The organism is Cupriavidus sp. LA-1 (assembly GCF_055385985.1).
The window spans coordinates 1,818,355-1,836,816 of record NZ_AP031388.1 but is presented as its reverse complement, the minus strand read 5'-3'; the positions used below and the strand labels follow the sequence as shown (position 1 = coordinate 1,836,816).

The 18,462-nt window shown below is 67.7% G+C and carries 20 protein-coding genes and 1 pseudogene; 13 read left to right on the top strand and 8 right to left on the bottom strand.

Going from position 1 to position 18,462, the window contains the following annotated elements; all coding sequences use genetic code 11:
* Nucleotides 1-123: 123 nt before the first annotated feature.
* Complete coding sequence (locus ACZ5MJ_RS27535) at nucleotides 124-489, top strand: helix-turn-helix domain-containing protein (RefSeq protein WP_464224096.1); 366 nt, start codon at nucleotides 124-126, stop codon at nucleotides 487-489.
* Nucleotides 490-491: 2 nt separating this feature from the next.
* Here ACZ5MJ_RS27535 and ACZ5MJ_RS27530 read toward each other — a convergent pair whose 3' ends face one another.
* On the bottom strand, nucleotides 492-1,262 hold the full coding sequence (locus ACZ5MJ_RS27530) for a class I SAM-dependent methyltransferase (RefSeq protein ID WP_464224095.1): 771 nt from the start codon (nucleotides 1,260-1,262) through the stop codon (nucleotides 492-494).
* Between the two features lie 310 nt (nucleotides 1,263-1,572).
* Here ACZ5MJ_RS27530 and ACZ5MJ_RS27525 point away from each other — a divergent pair.
* The 5 genes and pseudogenes from ACZ5MJ_RS27525 to ACZ5MJ_RS27505 form a co-directional block, all read left to right on the top strand.
* Nucleotides 1,573-1,777 (top strand): annotated as a pseudogene (locus ACZ5MJ_RS27525) (MetQ/NlpA family ABC transporter substrate-binding protein); the annotation flags it as partial.
* Nucleotides 1,778-2,030: 253 nt separating this feature from the next.
* Nucleotides 2,031-3,116, top strand: coding sequence for a pyruvate dehydrogenase (acetyl-transferring) E1 component subunit alpha (gene pdhA / locus ACZ5MJ_RS27520; RefSeq protein WP_464224094.1), 1,086 nt, complete (start codon nucleotides 2,031-2,033; stop codon nucleotides 3,114-3,116).
* Nucleotides 3,117-3,175: 59 nt separating this feature from the next.
* Entirely contained in the window at nucleotides 3,176-4,153 is a 978-nt protein-coding gene (locus ACZ5MJ_RS27515; RefSeq protein WP_464224093.1) for an alpha-ketoacid dehydrogenase subunit beta, read from the top strand.
* A 27-nt stretch (nucleotides 4,154-4,180) separates the two neighbouring features.
* Nucleotides 4,181-5,299, top strand: a complete 1,119-nt coding sequence (locus ACZ5MJ_RS27510; RefSeq protein ID WP_464224092.1) for a dihydrolipoamide acetyltransferase family protein — start codon at nucleotides 4,181-4,183, stop codon at nucleotides 5,297-5,299.
* 185 nt (nucleotides 5,300-5,484) lie between these two features.
* The gene (locus ACZ5MJ_RS27505) at nucleotides 5,485-5,679 is read left to right on the top strand and encodes a hypothetical protein (RefSeq protein WP_018308668.1); all 195 of its coding nucleotides are present in this window, start codon (nucleotides 5,485-5,487) and stop codon (nucleotides 5,677-5,679) included.
* 1 nt (nucleotide 5,680) lies between these two features.
* On the opposite strand, the gene ACZ5MJ_RS27500 is transcribed toward ACZ5MJ_RS27505, so the two are convergent.
* Entirely contained in the window at nucleotides 5,681-7,366 is a 1,686-nt protein-coding gene (locus tag ACZ5MJ_RS27500; RefSeq protein ID WP_464224091.1) for a SulP family inorganic anion transporter, read from the bottom strand.
* A gap of 216 nt (nucleotides 7,367-7,582) precedes the next feature.
* On the opposite strand from ACZ5MJ_RS27500, the gene ACZ5MJ_RS27495 reads away from it, so the two are divergent.
* A complete protein-coding gene (locus ACZ5MJ_RS27495; protein ID WP_464224090.1) occupies nucleotides 7,583-8,020 on the top strand; it encodes a universal stress protein in 438 nt (145 codons plus the stop codon).
* A gap of 84 nt (nucleotides 8,021-8,104) precedes the next feature.
* Nucleotides 8,105-8,761 (top strand): peroxiredoxin, encoded by a 657-nt coding sequence (locus ACZ5MJ_RS27490; RefSeq protein WP_464224089.1) that lies wholly within the window; start codon nucleotides 8,105-8,107, stop codon nucleotides 8,759-8,761.
* A 315-nt stretch (nucleotides 8,762-9,076) separates the two neighbouring features.
* Here ACZ5MJ_RS27490 and ACZ5MJ_RS27485 read toward each other — a convergent pair whose 3' ends face one another.
* The 3 genes from ACZ5MJ_RS27485 to ACZ5MJ_RS27475 form a co-directional block, all read right to left on the bottom strand.
* Complete coding sequence (locus ACZ5MJ_RS27485; RefSeq protein WP_464224088.1) at nucleotides 9,077-10,045, bottom strand: chemotaxis protein; 969 nt, start codon at nucleotides 10,043-10,045, stop codon at nucleotides 9,077-9,079.
* A 187-nt stretch (nucleotides 10,046-10,232) separates the two neighbouring features.
* Nucleotides 10,233-10,493, bottom strand: coding sequence for a MoaD/ThiS family protein (locus tag ACZ5MJ_RS27480; protein WP_078201057.1), 261 nt, complete (start codon nucleotides 10,491-10,493; stop codon nucleotides 10,233-10,235).
* A 24-nt stretch (nucleotides 10,494-10,517) separates the two neighbouring features.
* The gene (locus ACZ5MJ_RS27475) at nucleotides 10,518-11,678 is read right to left on the bottom strand and encodes a glycosyl hydrolase (RefSeq protein ID WP_464224087.1); all 1,161 of its coding nucleotides are present in this window, start codon (nucleotides 11,676-11,678) and stop codon (nucleotides 10,518-10,520) included.
* Nucleotides 11,679-11,899: 221 nt separating this feature from the next.
* Here ACZ5MJ_RS27475 and ACZ5MJ_RS27470 point away from each other — a divergent pair, with 221 nt between their 5' ends.
* Nucleotides 11,900-12,091: a glycosyl hydrolase gene (locus ACZ5MJ_RS27470; RefSeq protein WP_464224086.1), complete on the top strand. Its 192-nt coding sequence runs from the start codon at nucleotides 11,900-11,902 to the stop codon at nucleotides 12,089-12,091.
* A 166-nt stretch (nucleotides 12,092-12,257) separates the two neighbouring features.
* Nucleotides 12,258-12,881 (top strand): N-acetyltransferase, encoded by a 624-nt coding sequence (locus ACZ5MJ_RS27465; protein WP_464224084.1) that lies wholly within the window; start codon nucleotides 12,258-12,260, stop codon nucleotides 12,879-12,881.
* A gap of 14 nt (nucleotides 12,882-12,895) precedes the next feature.
* Here ACZ5MJ_RS27465 and ACZ5MJ_RS27460 read toward each other — a convergent pair whose 3' ends face one another.
* Nucleotides 12,896-13,105, bottom strand: coding sequence for a hypothetical protein (locus ACZ5MJ_RS27460; protein ID WP_464224083.1), 210 nt, complete (start codon nucleotides 13,103-13,105; stop codon nucleotides 12,896-12,898).
* 467 nt (nucleotides 13,106-13,572) lie between these two features.
* Here ACZ5MJ_RS27460 and ACZ5MJ_RS27455 point away from each other — a divergent pair, with 467 nt between their 5' ends.
* Nucleotides 13,573-14,967 (top strand): NCS2 family permease, encoded by a 1,395-nt coding sequence (locus ACZ5MJ_RS27455; RefSeq protein WP_464224082.1) that lies wholly within the window; start codon nucleotides 13,573-13,575, stop codon nucleotides 14,965-14,967.
* 211 nt (nucleotides 14,968-15,178) lie between these two features.
* Here ACZ5MJ_RS27455 and ACZ5MJ_RS27450 read toward each other — a convergent pair whose 3' ends face one another.
* Nucleotides 15,179-15,589 (bottom strand): VOC family protein, encoded by a 411-nt coding sequence (locus ACZ5MJ_RS27450; protein WP_464224081.1) that lies wholly within the window; start codon nucleotides 15,587-15,589, stop codon nucleotides 15,179-15,181.
* Between the two features lie 282 nt (nucleotides 15,590-15,871).
* Here ACZ5MJ_RS27450 and ACZ5MJ_RS27445 point away from each other — a divergent pair, with 282 nt between their 5' ends.
* The gene (locus ACZ5MJ_RS27445; protein ID WP_464224080.1) at nucleotides 15,872-16,180 is read left to right on the top strand and encodes an H-NS histone family protein; all 309 of its coding nucleotides are present in this window, start codon (nucleotides 15,872-15,874) and stop codon (nucleotides 16,178-16,180) included.
* Between the two features lie 107 nt (nucleotides 16,181-16,287).
* On the opposite strand, the gene ACZ5MJ_RS27440 is transcribed toward ACZ5MJ_RS27445, so the two are convergent.
* Nucleotides 16,288-16,821 carry a hypothetical protein gene (locus tag ACZ5MJ_RS27440; protein ID WP_464224079.1) on the bottom strand — a complete coding sequence of 178 codons (534 nt, stop codon included), beginning with the start codon at nucleotides 16,819-16,821 and terminating at the stop codon, nucleotides 16,288-16,290.
* A gap of 574 nt (nucleotides 16,822-17,395) precedes the next feature.
* Between ACZ5MJ_RS27440 and ACZ5MJ_RS27435 the strand changes: the two genes are divergently transcribed.
* Nucleotides 17,396-18,424, top strand: coding sequence for an AraC family transcriptional regulator (locus tag ACZ5MJ_RS27435; protein ID WP_464224078.1), 1,029 nt, complete (start codon nucleotides 17,396-17,398; stop codon nucleotides 18,422-18,424).
* The last annotated feature ends 38 nt before the right edge of the window (nucleotides 18,425-18,462 follow it).

The following is an 18,462-nucleotide window of genomic DNA, read 5'->3' as shown; positions in this document are numbered from 1 at the left end:
GCGGGAAAATTCTCCGCACCATTTCGGAATCCGGCCCCAACCAGCCACGCCAGGCCCCGCTACGATCGAATCCCTTCGATCCGCCGGGGACCAGCGCCAGCGCGCCCCGGCCACGGCACGGGCATGGCTTACCGATTCAGCAACCGGCGCGTCACCTTCCTCTCCTTGCGTGTCTTTGTTGCGCTGATGCAGCATCGCGACACCGGCGGCGCCGCACAGGCGCTGAACATCCAGCCGCAAAGGCTCTATTACCAGATCCGCCGGCTCGAGGCCGCGCTCGGCACGCCCCTGTTCCACACCTGCAGCCCTGACTGGCAGCCAACGCTGGCCGGCGTCAAGGCATTGCCCAAGGTTCTCGGCATGCTGGACATCTGGGAGCAGATCGAGGCCAGCACCCTTGCCAGGCGGCTCGCGGCATTGCCACAGGTGCGCGTGCCCGCCGGCATGCGCACCGGCGCGGCATTCTGGGTGCGCCAGTCAACGATGTAGGCTCAGGCGAGCCGTTCGCAGTGATAGGCCTCGGTGCGATAGGGGAAGGCAACCTCGGCACGGCCCGACAGCGCCGGATGCTGTTCGATGACGGCCTGCAGGCGCTGGCGCACGCGGTCCTGCTCCGCGGCCGGCAGCGACGCAATGAAGCTGACCGACATGACCCGGTCCACAATCACCTGCTGCGGCGCCCCCACATGCGTATAGGGCAGGCTCTGCAGCCCCAGCGGCCCGAACCCCTCGGCGGGAAAGACCCGCTTCCAGTCGCCCTTGTAGAAACGCGGCGCGTCGCCTTCGTGCGGCGTCATGATGGCCGTCAGCTGCGCCACCCAGTCCACGCTTTCATCGCGCACGTTCCACACCAGCCCGAGGCGGCCGCCGGGACGCAGCACGCGGCGGATTTCCGCCATCGCCCCCGCATTGGCAAACCAGTGGAAGGCCTGCGCGCAAACCACGGCGTCGACGCTGGCATCGGGCAGTGGGATGGCCTCGGCACCGCCTTCGAGCGCCTGCACCGACGGCAGCGCCGCGGCCAGCTGCGCGCGCATCTGCGCGACCGGCTCAACCGCAATCACCGTCGCCGCTGTCTCCACCAGCCGGCGCGTGAACTTGCCGGTGCCCGCGCCCAGGTCCAGCGCGGTACGGCCAGCGTGCAGGCCCAGCGTGCCGCGCAGCCAGCCATCGATTGCAGCGGGATATTCGGGACGTCCGCGCGCGTAGGCATCGGCCTGGCTGGCAAATCCCTGTGCGGCGGCTTCGTGGATGGCGGTCATGGGCGGGCTCCGCGTATTTTCCGGTTGGTTACCGGTGCCGTAGCCTACGCTCCATCCCGGCGTCGGGCAAGGCAGCGCTTAATGCTGCATGCCCCAGCGGCGCACCGAGAGCCGCTCCAGCATGGTGTCGCCGCTGGCGCGAAACACTGGCGTGGGCGGATGCGGTCGTCATGACAGGCTCTGCCATACGGGGGAAGCCGGGGCCGGCGACAACATCGTCTCGTCGAGCCGGCTCCCAAGGTGGACTGGGTCAACGTTGCCGGCCTGCCTGACCATGCCGACCACGCGCTGGTGCAGAAGTACCTGGGTGCAGCTGCCGCGCTCGCTCGACGATGTCGACTACGCCTTCGCTGGAGAAGAGCCACGACTACTACATGAGCCTGGTGGCGGTGAAGACGGCGGACCTGGACAAACCCTTCGTCAAGGACATCCGCGAGGCCTGCGAGTCGGCCGAGTTCAAGGCCGTGACGCAGCAGCGCTTTGCTGGCTTCGTCCAGCCGCCGTACCAGCGCTGAGCCACCGCGCTCCCGCCAGCAACGAAGCGCCCACGGGCGCTTTTTTCTTCCAGGACGCTGCCGCGCGCATTGTGCGCAGCAAGACAATTTTGTGCCGCGCCCGCCGCGCAAATGCCCTACACTCAAGCTCAAGTCCCCCGCGCCCAAAAAGCACGGCAGGGATCACAACGCGATCATTGCTGCGGATAGCCGCGAAGATCCTCGCGACCGTCCCTGCGGATCCTGTCGAGACAACCGCATCGAGAGACCTGCCATGTCCACGGTTGCGCGCTTTGAGATCGGCTATACCCGTTACCTTGCCCCCCCGGGCGACACATCCTCCCCCACCTCTCCCCCTCCGCCATTCGCCAGCGACCCTGACGCACTGGTGCCGCTGTACCAGGCGATGGTGCTGACACGCCAGTTCGACCTGAAAGCCATTGCCATGCAGCGCACCGGCAAGATCGGCACCTTCGCCTCGGCGCTGGGCCAGGAGGCCATCGGCGTAGGCGTGGCCCATGCCATGCGGCCCGAGGACGTGCTGGTGCCCTCCTACCGCGATCACGCGGCGCAGTTTGTACGGGGCGTCACGATGACCGAGAGCCTGCTGTACTGGGGCGGCGACGAGCGCGGCAGCGGCTTTGCGGCGGCGCCGCATGATTTTGCCAACTGCGTCCCGATCGGTACCCAGGTATGCCACGCGGCCGGCGCCGCCTATGCGTTCCAGCTGCGCGGCGAGCCGCGCGTGGCGGTCTGCCTGCTGGGCGACGGCGGCACCTCCAAGGGTGATTTCTACGAGGGCATGAACATGGCCGGCGCATGGCACGCGCCGCTGGTGATCGTGATCAACAACAACCAGTGGGCGATCTCGATGCCGCGCAGCGGCCAGACCGCGGCGCAGACGCTGGCGCAGAAGGCCATTGCCGCGGGCATCCCGGGCGAGCAGATCGACGGCAACGACGTGGTCGCGGTGCGGCACCGCGTGGGCGAAGCCATCGAGCGCGCCCGCGCCGGCGGCGGCCCTGCCCTGATCGAGGCCATCACCTACCGGCTGGGCGACCACACCACCGCCGACGATGCCTCGCGCTACCGCGACGAGGCCAGCGTCAAGGCGCACTGGCAGGAAGAGCCGCTGCTGCGGCTGCGCACCCATCTGCTGGCGCTGGATGCATGGGATGCGGGGCGCGAAGAAGCACTGGTCAAGGCCTGCTCGCAGCAGGTGGCGCAGGCCGTTGAAGCTTACCTGGCCCTGCCGCCGCCCGACCCGGCCGCGATGTTCGATTGCCTGTTCGCGGCCATGCCGCCCGAACTGCAGGCGCAGCTGGAGATTGCCCGGCGTTTCCCGGCACCGCACGGATAGCCGGCGATTCCCGCACGACCATCCATCGACATAGTGTCCTGTTCCACAGCGAGGGAACCATGGCGGAAATCAATCTGGTCGAAGCAGTCAACCTGGCGCTGGCCCATGCACTGGAGCACGATCCCGATGTGCTGCTGCTGGGCGAGGACATCGGCGTCAACGGCGGCGTGTTCCGCGCCACCGCGGGCCTGCAGTCGCGCTTTGGCGCCGCGCGCGTCATGGATACGCCGCTGGCCGAGGGCGGCATCGTCGGCGCGGCAATCGGCATGGCGGCGATGGGGCTCAGGCCCGTGGCCGAGATCCAGTTCACCGGCTTTATCTACCCGGCGGTCGATCACATCATCAACCACGCCGGACGCATGCGGCACCGCACGCGCGGGCGCCTGACCTGTCCGCTGGTGGTGCGCTCGCCGTGCGGCGCCGGCATCCATGCGCCCGAACACCATTCCGAAAGCCCCGAAGCGATGTTCGCGCACATGCCCGGCATCCGCGTGGTGGTGCCGTCGTCGCCGGCGCGCGCCTATGGACTGCTGCTGGCGGCCATCGCCGATCCAGACCCGGTCATCTTCCTCGAGCCCACGCGGCTGTACCGCCTGTTCCGACAGGAAGTGGCCAACGACGGCGCGGCGCTGCCGCTGGACACTTGCTTCACGCTGCGCGAAGGCAGCGATATCACGCTGGTAAGCTGGGGCGCGATGGTGCAGGAGACGCTTGCCGCCGCCGACGCGCTGGCCGGCGAGGGTGTCACGGCCACCGTCATTGACGTGGCCACGCTCAAGCCGCTCGATATGCAGACCATCCTGGAAGCGGTGGGGCGCACCGGCCGCTGCGTGATCGTGCACGAGGCCCCGCGCACCGCCGGCTTTGGTGCGGAGATCGCAGCACAGCTGGCCGACGCGGGCCTCTATTCGCTGGCCGCACCGGTGCAGCGCGTGACCGGCTTCGATACCGTGGTGCCGCTGGCGCGGCTGGAATACACCTACCTGCCAGGCGTCGCCCGCATTGTCGACGCGGCACGCAGGGCGATGGCGGCATAACGCATGGATTGGCAAGGAGGGCCGTTGATGAGAGTCTTCAAGCTGCCCGACCTGGGCGAAGGCCTGCAGGAGGCCGAGATCGTGACCTGGCACGTCGAGACCGGCGACACCGTGGCCGCGGACCAGCCGCTGCTGTCGGTGGAGACGGCCAAGGCGATCGTGGAAATCCCGTCGCCCTATGCCGGCACCATCGGCAAGCTGTTTGCGCAGCCCGGCGACATCGTCCACCTGGGCGCGCCGCTGGTCGGCTTCGAAGGCGCAGGCGAGGATGCCGACGCGGGCACCGTGGTGGGCTCGGTCCAGGTCGGCACGCATGTGGTCAATGAAGCCGCGCCACCCGGCACCGCGGCGCCCGTCGCCAGCATCGCCGCACACGTCAAGGCCACGCCCGCGGTGCGTGCACTGGCACGCCGGCTGGGCGTGGACCTGGCCATGGCCACGGCTTCCGGGCCCGAAGGCGTGGTGACCGCCGCCGATGTCGAACGCGTGGCCGCCACGCTGGCCGAACTGGGCGCACCCGAAGTGCTGCGCGGCGTGCGCCGCGCGATGGCGCAGAACATGGCGCGCGCGCAGGCCGAAGTGGCCGCCGCCACCGTGATGGACGACGCCGACATCCACGCCTGGCTGCCCGGCGCCGACGTCACCATCCGGCTGGTGCGCGCCCTGGTCGCCGGCTGCCGCGCCGAACCCGGCCTCAATGCCTGGTACGAAGGCCAGACCGGCCGCCGCCACGTGCTGAAGAAGATCGACGTCGGCATTGCCGCCGACCTGCCCGAAGGCCTGTTCGTGCCGGTGCTGCGCAACGTCGGCAACCGCGACGCGGCCGACCTGCGCCACGGCCTGGACCGCATGCGCGCCGATATCCGCGCGCGCACCATCGCGCCGGAGGAGATGCGCGGCAACACCATCACGCTGTCCAACTTCGGCATGATGGCCGGGCGCTATGCCGCGCCCATCGTCGTGCCGCCAACCGTGGCGATCCTGGGGGCCGGGCGCATGCGCGACGAAGTGGTGGCCGCCGGCGGCGTGCCGGCGGTGCACCGGGTGATGCCGCTGAGCCTGACGTTTGACCATCGCGTGGTAACGGGTGGGGAGGCGGCGCGGTTTCTGGCGGCGGTGATTGCGGATCTGGAGATGGCGGTGTAGGGAGGGCGGTATAAGGCATCGACTGCCCGACAGCATCTGCGAACACTGCCGCCCCTCGCATTCGCTCCCCTCGCCCGCCTGCGGGAGAGGGGAGAAAACCGCTGGCCTCGGCGCTGTTTTGCCCTGTATATAATGCCCATCCAATCGCCGCCGCCATCACCGGCCGGGACAGCCGGACACCCCTCATGGAATCCAAAACCGCCCGCCTTACCATCCTGATCGATCCGGTCAAGAAAAAGGCCTTTGAAACCCTGTGCGCCTCGCAGGACCTGACACCGTCGCAGGTGGTGCGCCAGCTGATCCGCGAATACCTGGCCCAGCACGGCGTGGAATACGCGACCAAGGCCAAGCCGGCGGGCAGCACGCGGCAGAAGAAGTAGCTCAGCGTGGGGCGTTGCCCTCGCCTCTGTCCTCCCCCGCCAGCTCGCCGCAGCGCCGTAGCGCCTGCGCCAGCGAATCCACGTAGTTGCCCTCCCCCAGCGCCGCCAGCACGCCCGCGCGCGCCAGTTTTTCCCTGACCCTCTCGTTGGCTTCGGCCAGCACCACCGCCACGCCGCGCTTCTGCAGCGTGACGATCACCGCCTCCAGCGTCTGCAGGCCGGTCATGTCCATGAAGGGCACGCGGCCCAGGCGGATCAGCAGCACGCGCGGCTCGGTGTGGGTCTGCACCAGCGCGCGCTCGCAGGCTTCGACGGCGCCGAAGAAGAAAGGGCCGTCGATCGCATAAACCAGCACCTCCGGTGGCATGTGCGCCGGCAGGCCGGCGCCGGCATCGCCCAGTTCGCGCGCCAGGTCCACGGCATCCTGGCGCTCCACCTCCACCGACGCCGACATGCGCCGCAGGAACTGCAGCATGGCCAGGATCACGCCGATATTGACCGCCACCACAAGGTCGGTCAGCACTGTCAGCGTAAAGGTGATCAGCAGGATCGCCACGTCGGCGCGCGGGGCGCGGCGGACCATGCGGGCGAACTGGCGCATCTCGCTCATGTTGTACGCCACCACGAACAGGATCGCTGCCAGCGTGGCCAGCGGCACGCTGGCAGCGAGCGGTGCCAGAAACAGCAGCACCAGCACCAGCGTCAGCGCATGCACCACGCCGGCCAGCGGGCTGTTGCCGCCGTTGCGGATATTGGTGGCGGTGCGTGCGATGGCTCCGGTGGCGGCAAACCCGCCGAACAGTGGCGCCAGGACGTTGGCGATGCCCTGGCCGACCAGTTCCTGGTTGGAATCGTGCCGGGTGCCGGCCATGCCGTCAGCCACTACCGCGGACAGTAGCGACTCGATCGCGCCCAGCATGGCGATGGTGAAGGCCGGCCCGGCCAGCTCCAGCACGCGGGCCAGCGTCATGTCAGGCAGCCCCGGCACGGGCAGCCCGCGCGGCAGGCCGCCAAAGGCGGTGCCGATGGTGGCCACGCCGTCGAAGCGGAACAGCGCCTGCACCGCGGTAGCTGCCAGCAGTGCCACCAGCGGCCCGGGGATACGCCGCAGCCAGCGCACGCGCGGCGCGCCCACGACCAGGGCCAGGCTGCCAAGCGCCAGCGCGGTGGTCGCCGGGTGCCATTGCGGCAGCGCCTGCAGCAAGTGCCAGAATTTTTCGTGGAAATGCTCGCCTGCCACCGGCGGCAGCCCGAAGAAGTCGCGCCACTGGCCGACGAAGATGATCACGCCGATCCCGGCCGTGAAGCCGACAATCACCGGCGCGGGGATAAACCGGATCACGCTGCCCAGCCGTGTCAGGCCCATCGCCAGCAGGATCAGCCCCGCCATCAGGGTGGCGATCTGCAGGCCATCGATGCCATGGCGTGCGGTCACCGCGGACAGCACCACGATAAAGGCGCCGGTGGGCCCCGCGATCTGCAGCCGGCTGCCGCCGCACAGCGACACCGCCAGCCCGGCGACAATGGCCGTGTACAGGCCCTGCTCCGGCTTGGCGCCGGACGCAATCGCGAAGGCCATCGCCAGCGGCAGCGCCACCACCCCGACGATCACGCCCGACACGATATTCGGCAGCCAGTTGCCGCGTCGGAACAATCCGGCCAGCCAAGCTTCGCGCAGCGCGATCATGCGTTAATCCCTCGGGTTGGTGCAGGAGCAAGGTGCATTGAATGATAACAGGATGTTAATACCGGCTGCCCCGGCCGGCGCTCGGCTTGCGCCGGGATATCCGCCATTGCGGCCCTGTCGCTTATGCCACTCAATTCCTATACTGGATGGGCTCGCCCGGCAGTCCGCGGACGGGCCAGGCGGAACGCGGTATCTCTCTGCAATCGGAGGCTCATCATGTTCAGGCACCTCCTTGTACCTACCGACGGCTCCGCGCGTGCCGACGCCATGGCGGCCCGCGCCATGGCGTTCGCCAGCCGTATCGGCGCCCGCGTGACCGGGCTGCATGTGATTCCCGAGTATCACGTACTGACATACCGGCTGACCAGCCTGCAAGACACCAGGGACACCTTCACCGCGGAAGCCGCGCGCCACGCGGACACCTTCCTGGCCTCACTCCGCCACGCCGCGGCCCAGGCCGGCGTGCCCTGCGAGACCATCAGCGCCACCGACGACCATCCCTGGCAGGCCATCATCCAGTGCGCGCAGCAGCGCGAATGCGACCTGATCGTGATGTCGTCGCATGGCAGGCGCGGGCTGCAGGCGCTGCTGATCGGCAGCGAAACACACAAGGTCCTGACCCACAGCACGATCCCGGTGCTGGTCTTCCGCTAGGGGCAATGAGCAACAGCGCGCGGCGCCGGGCAGCACCAGGACGACGCGCATTTCCACACCACGCCAACTGCAAGGAGCGCAACCATGGCGATTCGACTGGGCGAGCAAGCCCCTGATTTCACCGCCGACACCACGGAAGGCAAGATCAACTTCCATGAGTGGATCGGCGACAGCTGGGCCATCCTGTTCTCGCATCCGAAGGACTTCACGCCGGTGTGCACCACGGAACTGGGCTATATGGCGGGGCTCAAGCCCGAGTTCGACAAGCGCAATACCAAGATCATCGGCCTGAGCATCGACCCGGTCGGTGACCATCAGCGCTGGGCCAAGGACATCGAGGAAACGCAAGGCCATGCGATCAACTATCCGATGATCGGCGACGCCGACCTGACGGTGGCCAAGCTCTACGACATGATCCACCCCGAGGCCAGCGGCAGCGGCCCGCGTACGGCGGTGGACAACGCCACTATCCGCTCGGTGTTCCTCATCGGCCCGGACAAGAAGGTCAAGGCGATGCTGGTGTATCCGATGAGCGCGGGGCGCAATTTCGACGAGGTGCTGCGGCTGCTGGATTCGCTGCAGCTCAATGCCAAGCACACCGTGGCCACGCCGGTGAACTGGAAGCCGGGCGAGGACGTCATCATCCCGACCTCGGTCTCGGACGAGGATGCCAGGAAGAAGTACCCGCAGGGCTTCAAGACCCTGAAGCCTTACCTGCGCACGGTGGAGCAGCCCAAGTAAGGAAAAGCGAGGGGAGCAGGGAGAGCGAGGAGCGGCAGCACCAGGGAGCGAGGCCGGCGTGGCAGCCACGCCAGGCAGCGTCGGACTTCCCGGCCGGTATCGAGCTATGCCGGCCGGGAAGGGTCCGGCTGGTCCGACTTGTCCACAGGAACTATCCACAGGTTCAGTGGATATCCCCCCTCTTGACAACCGCAAAGAGCGCGCCGGCGCTGGAACACACTGGAGTGCCCGTTTTATAGGCAACCCGCCCGTATACGGGAATTGTTGCGGGCGTTTGAATTTTGTGCGTGTTGCGATTCTTCCGCAGCGAGGCACTCAGCGCGTCAGCACCTCGCGGATAGTGTCGGCCAGTTCCTTGGCCACGAACTTGGCCACATAGGCGTCCGCGCCCACCTTGCGCACATGCTCCTCGCTGGCCTCGCCCGACAGTGATGAGTGAATCACCACGGGCAGCGACTTCAACCGGCTGTCCGCCTTGATCTTGCGGGTCAGCGTAAAGCCGTCCATCTCGGGCATTTCCAGGTCGGTCAGCACCAGCGCCACGTCGTCGTGCACCGACCTGCCATGGCTGGCCGCCTCGGCGGCGATGCGGTCGAGCAGCTCCCACGCCTCCTTGCCGGACTTGGTCATCACCACCGGCGCCCCCAGCGCCTTCAGCCCCTGCTCGATCAGGCCGCGCGCCAGGGCCGAATCATCGGCAGCAATGACCCTGGCGCCCGGACGCAGGCTCAACTGCGGGCCGACCGAGCCCGGGTCCACGTCCGGCTGGCGCGTCGGCAGTACATCGCGCAGGATCTGCTCCACGTCCAGCACCTGCACCAGCCGCGACGGGTCGGTGCCCCCTTCGGTGTCCCCATCCAGCTTGGCGATGCTGGTGACATGACCGGTCCGTACGCTGGCCTCGGCCGAATGCACCTGGTTCCATTCCAGGCGCACGATTTCCTCCACCCCTTCCACCGCGAAGCCCTGCGTCGAACGGGCATATTCCGTCACCAGCAGGATACCCAGCCCGGTGCGCGGCTTGCACCCGACCAGCCTGGGCAGGTCGATCACCGGAATCACCTGCCCGCGGATATCCGCCATGCCCAGGATCGACGGGTCGGCACCGACCACAGTGACCACCGGCGGCATCACCAGGATCTCGCGCACCTTGAAGACATTGATGCCGAACAGCTCCGACTGACCCGAGTGCTCGGCCTCGCCGAGCCGGAACAGCAGCAGCTCGAACTGGTTGTTGTTGGTGAGGTTGGTCCGTTCGTCGATGTCCCTCATGGAACTGCTCATACTGCGCTCCCGTGCCGTGCGTGTGGTGTTTGCCGCCGTCGTTGTCATCGGCCTGCGGCCGCGGCGGATAGCGGACGGCAGGGTTCCTGACTGGATATCGGCGCACGCCAACGGGAGTTGAGCCGCGCACGCAGCGCATGTGCGGACGTCATCGCTGGGGAGCAAACCAGCAGCGTGCGAGCGGCATCTACCCGCCCGCCAGCGCCTGCAGGATATGCACCTCGTCGGTCTCCTGCAACGGCGCATCCAGCCGCATCAGTTGCGTGCGGTTGACGAAGACGCGGATATACGGCCGCAGCTTGCCCTGCTCGTCGACGATGCGAAAGCGCATGCCCGGGAACTGGCGGTCGAGGTCATCGAGCAGTTCGGCAATGCTGGCGCCGCGAGCTTCGACGTATTCGCGCTGTCCGGTGTAAGAGAAGAGCGGCGTCGCGATGCGGACCTGCATGGATGTCTCCGGATCCGATGGCATTCAAGCAGGGCGCGCCACGGTCACCGCGTACACCTGCGGCAGGTTGCGGGCGATGCATTGCCAGGCCTCGCCCTCATCGGCGCTGGCCCAGAGCTCGCCGCCAGTGGTGCCGAAGTACACGCCCACCGGCGCGTGCCCATCGGTGGCCATGGCCTGGCGCTTGACGGTGAACCAGCCCTGTTCGGCCGGCAGGCCGCGGTCCTGGCGCTGCCAGGTTTCGCCGGCATCGCGCGTGACATAGGCTGCCGGGTGGCCGCCCGGGCTGACGCGCGGCCAGACGTCGCTGCCGTCCATCGGGAATACCCACACCGTGCGCGGATCGCGGCGGTGGGCGACGATCGGGAAGCCAATATCGCCAACGTCGGCCGGCATGGCTTCGCCAATGCGCTTCCACACGCCTTCGCGGCGATCCATGCGGTAGATGCCGCAATGGTTCTGCTGATACAGGATGTCCGGGTCGGCAGGATGCTGCAGCATGCAGTGCGGGTCCTGGCCGTATTCCGGATTGGGATCGGGCAGGAAGGTGGCAAGGCTGCCGCGGTTCAGGGGCTTCCAGTCAGCACCGCCGTCGGTGCTCTCGAACACACCGCCGCTGGACATGCCGATATACAGGTGGCGCGCGTCGCGCGGATCGACCAGCACGGAATGCATCTTGGGGCCGTCGGGCGTGCCGTCCTGCTCGCCACCGGTCCAGGTGCGCCACATCGGGTGGTCGTTGAAGCCAGGCACTGAGTCCCAGGTCGCGCCGTGGTCGGCGCTGCGGAACAGGCCCTGCGGCGAGGTGCCGGCGTACCAGGTGCCAGGCTCGCTGGCATGGCCCGGCGTGAGCCAGAACACGTGGTCGACGACCCGGCCGGCCTCGCCCTCCGGCGCCTTGTCGAAGGCGGGCGGGCGCGCTGCTTCGGTCCAGTTGCGGCCGCCGTCGGTGGAGCGGAACACGGTCGGGCCAAGGTGGCCGGTGCGCGCCGCCATCAGCATGCGCGACGGTTCGCGCGGGTCCTGCACGATATGGTGGATGGTATGGCCGAGAAACGTCGGGCCCTCGATCTGCCAGCTGCGGCGCGCGGCGTCGCTGGTCAGGAACCAGGCGCCCTTGGTGGTGGCCACCAGCAGCCTGACGGGGCCGGTATCGGTTTCGGGCTTGGGGGAAGTCGTCATCATGGCTCCTGCAAGAAGGCCGGTGAACGATGCTTCCGAGTCTAGTACATGTAGACAGTGTTCACAATCAAGGGATGACGGAAACTATTGGCGGCGCGGCAGCGACGGCCACGATGACTTCGAAGTAGAACGGAGTTGAAAGCGGAAGCCGGCAACTTGCCTGGACATTGTGAGAAAAGTATGGCATAAGCGATGTTTCACCGAATCTTCGCGCCCCGGCCTCCATGCTTCGCACTGTCCGCCTCGCCACCCTGAACCGCCCGGCCCTGCCGGCGGCAGGCGTGCGCGTGCGCGCCGCGCAGCGCCGGGGCGTTGCCATCGACCTGGCCGACCGCTTCCACGCGTATGGCCAGGTCCGCCGCGCCGTGCTTTTCCTGGCCGTGCGGGCAGCTCGGGGCGCCACCCTCCAGTCCTGAGCTTTCCCGCACGGCCCATGTCGCGGATGCCATCCGGCACCCGCCCGATCATGAAGCCAGGAGAAAGCCAGACATGTCACCCCTCTACCGCCATACCTTCTGCGCCATGGTGGCGCTTGCCGCCCTCTACCTGATTCTCAATCCCTGAGCCGGGTGGAGTCTTGCCATGGTGAATGTCCATGCCCTGCGCCTGCCGGCGCCGGCGCTGCCGCGCGCGCTCGAACTGCGCATCGACGTGGAACTGGCGCCCGGCGATATCGAGCGCGAACTGGACGCCCTGCACGGCCGCATCGGCCAGCCGGGCGACCGCCTGCATGCCATGCCGGCGCTGCCCGCGGGCGTGCCAGGCCTGCGCCTGCGCTACCGCGAGGCGGACGGCGAGTATTACGTCTATGTGGAAGATGTGATGCAGCGCCGGCTGGCCGCTTATACCGTCTTCAACCGATTGATCGAGGTTGGCCGCCGGGCCGACCCCTGGGTGCGGGCGCCACATACAAAGGTTGCGCCCGCTTACCAGCGCCGCGGCCTGGCCCGTGCGCTGTACCGCTGGGCGCTGGACGGCGGGCTGTGCCTGCTGAGCGGGGCGCGGCAGTCGGCCGGCGCCAATGCCTTATGGCAGGCGCTGGCCGCCGACTATCCAATGGGCTTTGTCGACTTGCGCAGCAAGACGCTGACCTGGCTGGGCCAGGCCGTCGACGCGCCCGTGCGCGAGGGCCTGCATACGCGGATGCTGTTGCTCGGGCGCGGCTGGACGCTGGACGCGTTCATGGCCCGCACTGGCATGTACTGACGCAGCGCGCCGGGTTACAGCCAGCGGATCGGCGCGGCTTCGCGGGCGTTGGCCGCGTACAGGGTCCAGCCCTGCGCGAAGTAGGCACGCACACGCGCAACCAGCGACTGGCTGCCGCCGACGCGGGCATGGTAGGCGACATCGCGGGCCGGCTGGGCAGCGGCGGGCCTGGATGCCTTGGCTTGGGCGGGCTGGCGATAGAGGGTGTCGGCGAGTACTTGCATGGCGAATGTCCTTTCCGGTTGGATGGAGGTTGCGCGCCTCACGAAGCACATCTGGCCGTGGTTCGGCCCGGATCGGGAGGCAGTTCAGGGTTATCCCTAGTATAGAGAAGTTGCGCCCGGATCATTCGGGTCTGTACCTATAGGCCGTATATGAGGTGCGTGATAATGGCCGGCTGCCGGAAGCGCCACCTGGAGCAAATCCGCCGATCAAAGCAGCTCAATCGTCACATTTGGTATTCCGCAAGGCACATGCCGCGCATTGCCTGCCGGTGATGATGCATGGCGCGCGCTCACCTAGCCTTCAGCCTTGCCCGGATCAAGCCCGCAGAGGCACCGACAAGCGGCACACCGATAACAGCGGGGCTGGCCAGGATTTCCGCCTCCAGCCCAGACCAGAAACACGTGAGACCAGCCTGACGACAGTCCGTACGACGGACGTTGCAGCGCCCGCAAGGAGACAGCTCATCATGATCGAACAACCCTATCCGTCGTCCGCGGCGGAAGCCGATGCCGCGCGCCCCCAGGTCCCCGAAGTCAGGGGCCGGCTCGACGCGTTCTTCGAGATCACCGCGCGCGGCAGCACCCAGCGCCAGGAAGTCGTGGCCGGGGTCACCACCTTCATGGCAATGGTCTATGCCGTCTTTGTCGTACCGGGCATGCTGGGCAAGGCCGGCTTCGACACCAGCGCGGTCTTTGTCGCGGTGTGCCTGACCACCGCCTTCGGTTCCCTGCTGATGGGCCTGTGGGCCAAGCTGCCGATCGCCATCGGCTGCGCCATCTCGCTGACCGCGTTCATGGCCTTCGGCCTGGTGCTGGGGCAGGGCCTGTCGCCGGCGGTCGCGCTCGGCGCCGTGTTCCTGATGGGCGTGATCTTCACCGCGATCTCGGTCACCGGCGTGCGCTCCTGGATCCTGCGCAACCTGCCGGCCGGCGTGGCGCACGGCACCGGTATCGGCATCGGCCTGTTCCTGCTGCTGATCGCCTCGAATGAAGTCGGCCTGGTGGTCAAGAACGCCGGCGCCGGCCTGCCGGTGTCGCTGGGCAAGATCACCTCGTTCCCGGTGGTGATGTCGGTGCTGGGCCTGGCCGCCATCTTCGGCATGGAGCGCCGCAAGGTGCCGGGCGGCATCCTGCTGGTGATCATCGCCATCTCCGCACTCGGGCTGGCCTTTGATCCGGCGGTGAAGTTCACCGGCGTGTTCGCGCTGCCGTCGCTGAGCGCCCCCGGCCATCAATCGCTGATCGGCGCCATGGACGTGCGCGGCGCGCTGTCGGCCACGGTGCTGCCGAGCGTGCTGGCACTGGTGATGACCGCGGTGTTCGACGCCACCGGCACCATCCGCGCCGTCGCCGGCCAGGCCGGGCAGCTCAATGCCGCCGGCCATATCCGCAACGGCGGGCGCGCACTGACCGCGGACTCGGTCAGCTCGATCTTCTCGGCGATGTTCGGCGGCGCCCCGGCCGCGGCCTATATCGAGTCGACCGTCGGCGTAGCCGCCGGCGCCAAGACCGGCCTGACCGCCGTGGTGGTGGGCCTGCTGTTCGTGGCGGTGATGTTCTTCTCGCCGCTGGCCGGGCTGGTGCCTTCCTACGCGACCGCGCCGGCGCTGATGTACGTGGGCCTACTGATGCTGTCGAGCGTGAGCCGCCTGCATATGGACGACCTGGTCGACGCGCTGGCCGGCCTGGTCTGCGCCGTCTTCATCGTGCTGACCTGCAATATCGTGACCGGCATCATGCTGGGCTTCTGCACCCTGGTGGTCGGCCGCGTGGTGGCCGGCGAATGGCGCAAGCTCAATGTCGGCACCGTGGCCATCGCGGCGGTGCTGGCTGCCTTCTACGCCGGGGGTTGGGCGATCTGACCTTTTCGGAAATTGCTGACGCGTCCCGGCCGCAAAGCCCGGGACGCTGACAACCAGATGTCTCCTCCACCGTGATCCAGGTGGATTTCAAGCCCGGGCTTCCTGCTTTCCCGGGCTGTTTTTTTTGGGCTTGCGCAAGGCTTGCGTCAGGCTTGCACCAGGCTCGCGCAACTGTCCCGCGGATCGTGAATGGCGTCTCGCGAAATCGCCTTCATTGCCCGGCCTGCATCGCGGCCATATCCATGTACACCAGTTCCCAGACATGGCCATCCAGGTCCTGGAAACCATGCCCGTACATGAATCCCAGATCCATTGGCGGCTTGTAGATATTGCCGCCCGCCGCGACCGCGGCATTCACCATTTCATCCACGCGCGCACGGGTTTCCATCGACAGGCAAACCAGCACCTCGGTGGCTTTGCGCGCATCGCAGATTTCATTGGGCGAGAAGCTGCGGAACTTGGCCTCGGTCAGCAACATCACGAAAATGTTCTCGCCAACGATCATGCAGGTGGCGGTGTCGTCGGTAAATTGCGGATTGAAGGAAAAGCCCAGTTGGGTAAAGAACGCAATCGACTTCTGCAGGTCACGGACAGGCAAATTGACAAAGATCTGCTGCTTCATAGGGGGCTCCGGTAGTCATTGCAGGGCACTGCGCGGCGCGCAGACAAACAGTCTAGACGCTATGGCAGCCGCTTGCGCGTATTTCCATTGTCCTTAAATGATGGCAAAAACGGACATTGGTGCTGCCAATACGGAGCGCATGGTGCGCTGTGGAACTGTCAATTGACACCACCAGACAATCAGTCCGTGCAATCTCCGTTATTTTTTGTAAAATTTTTTAGGTAACCCAAAACCGCGACTTCTAGTACCATGCAGCGGCCTATTTGCAGAAAGGGGATATAAATGGCGACATACAAGCAACTCCTGGCTGAGAAGGAAGCGCTGGAAGCCAAGCTGAATGAAGTACGGGCGACGGAAGTTGCCGGCGTGATCGATAAAATCCGCGAACTGATGACCGAATATGGCCTGACCGCGGAAGACATCCAGCCCCGGCGCAAGCGCGGTCGCCCTGCCGGCAGCGGCGTAAAGAAGGCTGCCGCCGCGCTGCCGCCGAAGTACATGGACCCCAAGACCGGCAAGACCTGGTCTGGCCGCGGCCGCGCGCCGGCCTGGCTGGGCAAGCGTCCGGAGCGTTTCCTGATCGAGCAGTAAGCCGGCCCTGCCAACCGGTTGTCAGCGGGCGGCGACAGCAAGCAAACGTCCGCCTGAAACGCCCGCTTCAATCGATCCCGTCCGCTGCCCGGGGGCACGGACGGGCATCACGATGCCTGGCAGACATAATCCTTGCGCAGTGCCCTGAAGCCCTGCTGCGTCGGCTCCGCCGTCAGGTGTGCGCCGCCGTCGGCGAGCGGCTGCATGCGCAACACCTGCGCTGAGCACTGGCTCGCGGTCTCGTCGCGCTGGTAGCGGATCTCATACTGGCCGCCGGCAACCGGCACGAACGACACGCCCGCGGCACAGCGCAGCTCTGGCAGCGGCGGCGCCGCGGTCGAGGTCACCGCCACGTAGATCCGCCGGCCGGCCTCGACCAGGCGCTCGCGCGTACGCGCGGGCGGCTCGGGCGAGCGCCCGGCCATGTCCAGGCTGCGCTCCCTTCCCATGGCAGACAGCTGCTTGCCCATCCCGGCCAGCACCAGCGGCCGCGCCGGCACCGGGCACCTGGCCGGATCGACAACGGTGAACGAGGTGTTCTCGTCCGTGCTGGTCAGCAGCCGGACACTGGCGGCCGGGGCACCCGCAGGTACCCGGTATTGCGCCACGCAGCCCGACAGCGCCGCGGCGGCGGCAAGCATCGGCAACACGGCAGGGCGAGGCAGGACTGCGGACGACCGGTCATGGCGCATGGCGGCAGGCAGGTAGAGTCGCGATAGCGGTGCGGTTGGGGCCAACGGCAAAGTGTTGGCGGCAAGATGGCGGCAATTCCTGCACGGATGCCATCTGATGACGGCGCGGCCACCCCGGCCACCGCAAGCGCCGACGGGGGCGAACAGGACTCGCCATGCTGCCAAACCTGCCCAGCATACCCGCATCCGAAGCCCCGCGGCAGCCGCACAAACCCATGTTGAAAACTCCGACGTGATATCCACAGAATCTGTGGATATCCTCCCCCTGCCCTCCCCGAAAGCCCTGTCTGTGCGCCACCGCACCGGACCGCCCAAATTTTAGGCAACGGCTTGCATCGGCCCCGCAGGCCAGCCACGGCACGGCCCTGCCGGCGGGCCGACCAGCGCCAGCCCGCCGTTGCGCTGCCTGGCGCACACATCTGGCTGCCGCGCGCCCTTGAAGGGGCCATCGTCACCGCGTAATCTCATTGGTACCGGGGGCTGCACTGGCGCACTGCGCCAATTTGCGAGCCGGAAAACGACGATGCCACAACAAGAGCCTGTCCAGGCCGGGCCGTTGCCTCGTGACCTGCTGCACGCGCTGCGTGAAGGCGGTTACGATGTGTCGGCGCTCGCGCCTGCCCCGGAATCCGAGACCAACTCCGATCCCTGCGACCTCCAACCAGCCGCGCACGCGGCCGACCCGCAACAGGCCATCCACCTGCTGCTGGCCGTCTATCACGCCACCGGCGACCCGGCCATCGGCCTCTGGCTGGGCAGCCGAATACAGCCGGATCTGCTCGGCCTGGCGGGCCTGCCCGCCATGGCCGGCCCATCGCTGGGCACAGCGCTGCGGCGCATCGCGCGCTACCAGAAGCTGCTGGCCGGCGACCGCGTCGAGCTGCGCCGCCAGGGCGAGGAAGCCTGGGTCTGCATCCGCCCGAGCGACCCCGAAGCGCCCGACACCCGCCCCCGCATCGACATGGAGCTGTGCTCGCTGCTGGCCTTCGGGCGCCGCTTCACGCGCAAGCCGCTGCATCCGCTGCGGGTGTCGCTGCGCATCCGCCAGCCCGCCTGGCACCTGCGCTACACCGAGGCCTTCGACTGCCCGGTGCGCTTCGGCGAGCAGGAAGACGCTATCGTGTTCGGCCGCCGCGACCTGGCGCTGCGGCTGGTGGCGCGCGACCGCACCAGTCCCGCGGCGCCCCCAGCCCACCGCGACATGCGGCCAGCGGCCGCCTCGCTCGACGATGTGCGGACCGCCTTGCAGCAGCTGGCCGGCGACCGCGCACTGAGCCTGGCAGCGGTAGCGCAGCACCTGGACATCAGCGAGCGCACGCTGCAACGCCGGCTGATGGCGGCGGGCACCAGCTTCCGTGCGCTGTGCGAAGATGCGCGGCGCGAGCTGGCTGGCCACTACCTGACCGAAGGCGCGATGCCGCTCGGAGAGATCGCGTTCCGGCTCGGCTTTGACGATGCCAACTCGTTCTTCCGTGCCTTCCGCCGCTGGACCGGCATGACGCCGGGCGACTACCGGCGCCATGCCGCCCCGGCGGCGCAACCGCCGGCTTAGCCCAGGCCGGGCAATAGTGCGACGAGCTGTTGCACTAT

Coding starts and splice junctions, on each gene's coding strand:
- ACZ5MJ_RS27445 (WP_464224080.1), top strand. CDS start 15,872: ATGGCGACATACAAGCAACTCCTGGCTGAGAAGGAAGCGCTGGAAGCC.
- ACZ5MJ_RS27460 (WP_464224083.1), bottom strand. CDS start 13,105: ATGCAAGTACTCGCCGACACCCTCTATCGCCAGCCCGCCCAAGCCAAG.
- ACZ5MJ_RS27490 (WP_464224089.1), top strand. CDS start 8,105: ATGGCGATTCGACTGGGCGAGCAAGCCCCTGATTTCACCGCCGACACC.
- ACZ5MJ_RS27510 (WP_464224092.1), top strand. CDS start 4,181: ATGAGAGTCTTCAAGCTGCCCGACCTGGGCGAAGGCCTGCAGGAGGCC.
- ACZ5MJ_RS27455 (WP_464224082.1), top strand. CDS start 13,573: ATGATCGAACAACCCTATCCGTCGTCCGCGGCGGAAGCCGATGCCGCG.
- ACZ5MJ_RS27435 (WP_464224078.1), top strand. CDS start 17,396: ATGCCACAACAAGAGCCTGTCCAGGCCGGGCCGTTGCCTCGTGACCTG.
- ACZ5MJ_RS27530 (WP_464224095.1), bottom strand. CDS start 1,262: ATGACCGCCATCCACGAAGCCGCCGCACAGGGATTTGCCAGCCAGGCC.
- ACZ5MJ_RS27500 (WP_464224091.1), bottom strand. CDS start 7,366: ATGATCGCGCTGCGCGAAGCTTGGCTGGCCGGATTGTTCCGACGCGGC.
- pdhA (WP_464224094.1), top strand. CDS start 2,031: ATGTCCACGGTTGCGCGCTTTGAGATCGGCTATACCCGTTACCTTGCC.
- ACZ5MJ_RS27465 (WP_464224084.1), top strand. CDS start 12,258: ATGGTGAATGTCCATGCCCTGCGCCTGCCGGCGCCGGCGCTGCCGCGC.
- ACZ5MJ_RS27470 (WP_464224086.1), top strand. CDS start 11,900: ATGCTTCGCACTGTCCGCCTCGCCACCCTGAACCGCCCGGCCCTGCCG.
- ACZ5MJ_RS27535 (WP_464224096.1), top strand. CDS start 124: ATGGCTTACCGATTCAGCAACCGGCGCGTCACCTTCCTCTCCTTGCGT.
- ACZ5MJ_RS27485 (WP_464224088.1), bottom strand. CDS start 10,045: ATGAGCAGTTCCATGAGGGACATCGACGAACGGACCAACCTCACCAAC.
- ACZ5MJ_RS27505 (WP_018308668.1), top strand. CDS start 5,485: ATGGAATCCAAAACCGCCCGCCTTACCATCCTGATCGATCCGGTCAAG.
- ACZ5MJ_RS27450 (WP_464224081.1), bottom strand. CDS start 15,589: ATGAAGCAGCAGATCTTTGTCAATTTGCCTGTCCGTGACCTGCAGAAG.
- ACZ5MJ_RS27475 (WP_464224087.1), bottom strand. CDS start 11,678: ATGATGACGACTTCCCCCAAGCCCGAAACCGATACCGGCCCCGTCAGG.
- ACZ5MJ_RS27495 (WP_464224090.1), top strand. CDS start 7,583: ATGTTCAGGCACCTCCTTGTACCTACCGACGGCTCCGCGCGTGCCGAC.
- ACZ5MJ_RS27440 (WP_464224079.1), bottom strand. CDS start 16,821: ATGCTTGCCGCCGCCGCGGCGCTGTCGGGCTGCGTGGCGCAATACCGG.
- ACZ5MJ_RS27480 (WP_078201057.1), bottom strand. CDS start 10,493: ATGCAGGTCCGCATCGCGACGCCGCTCTTCTCTTACACCGGACAGCGC.
- ACZ5MJ_RS27515 (WP_464224093.1), top strand. CDS start 3,176: ATGGCGGAAATCAATCTGGTCGAAGCAGTCAACCTGGCGCTGGCCCAT.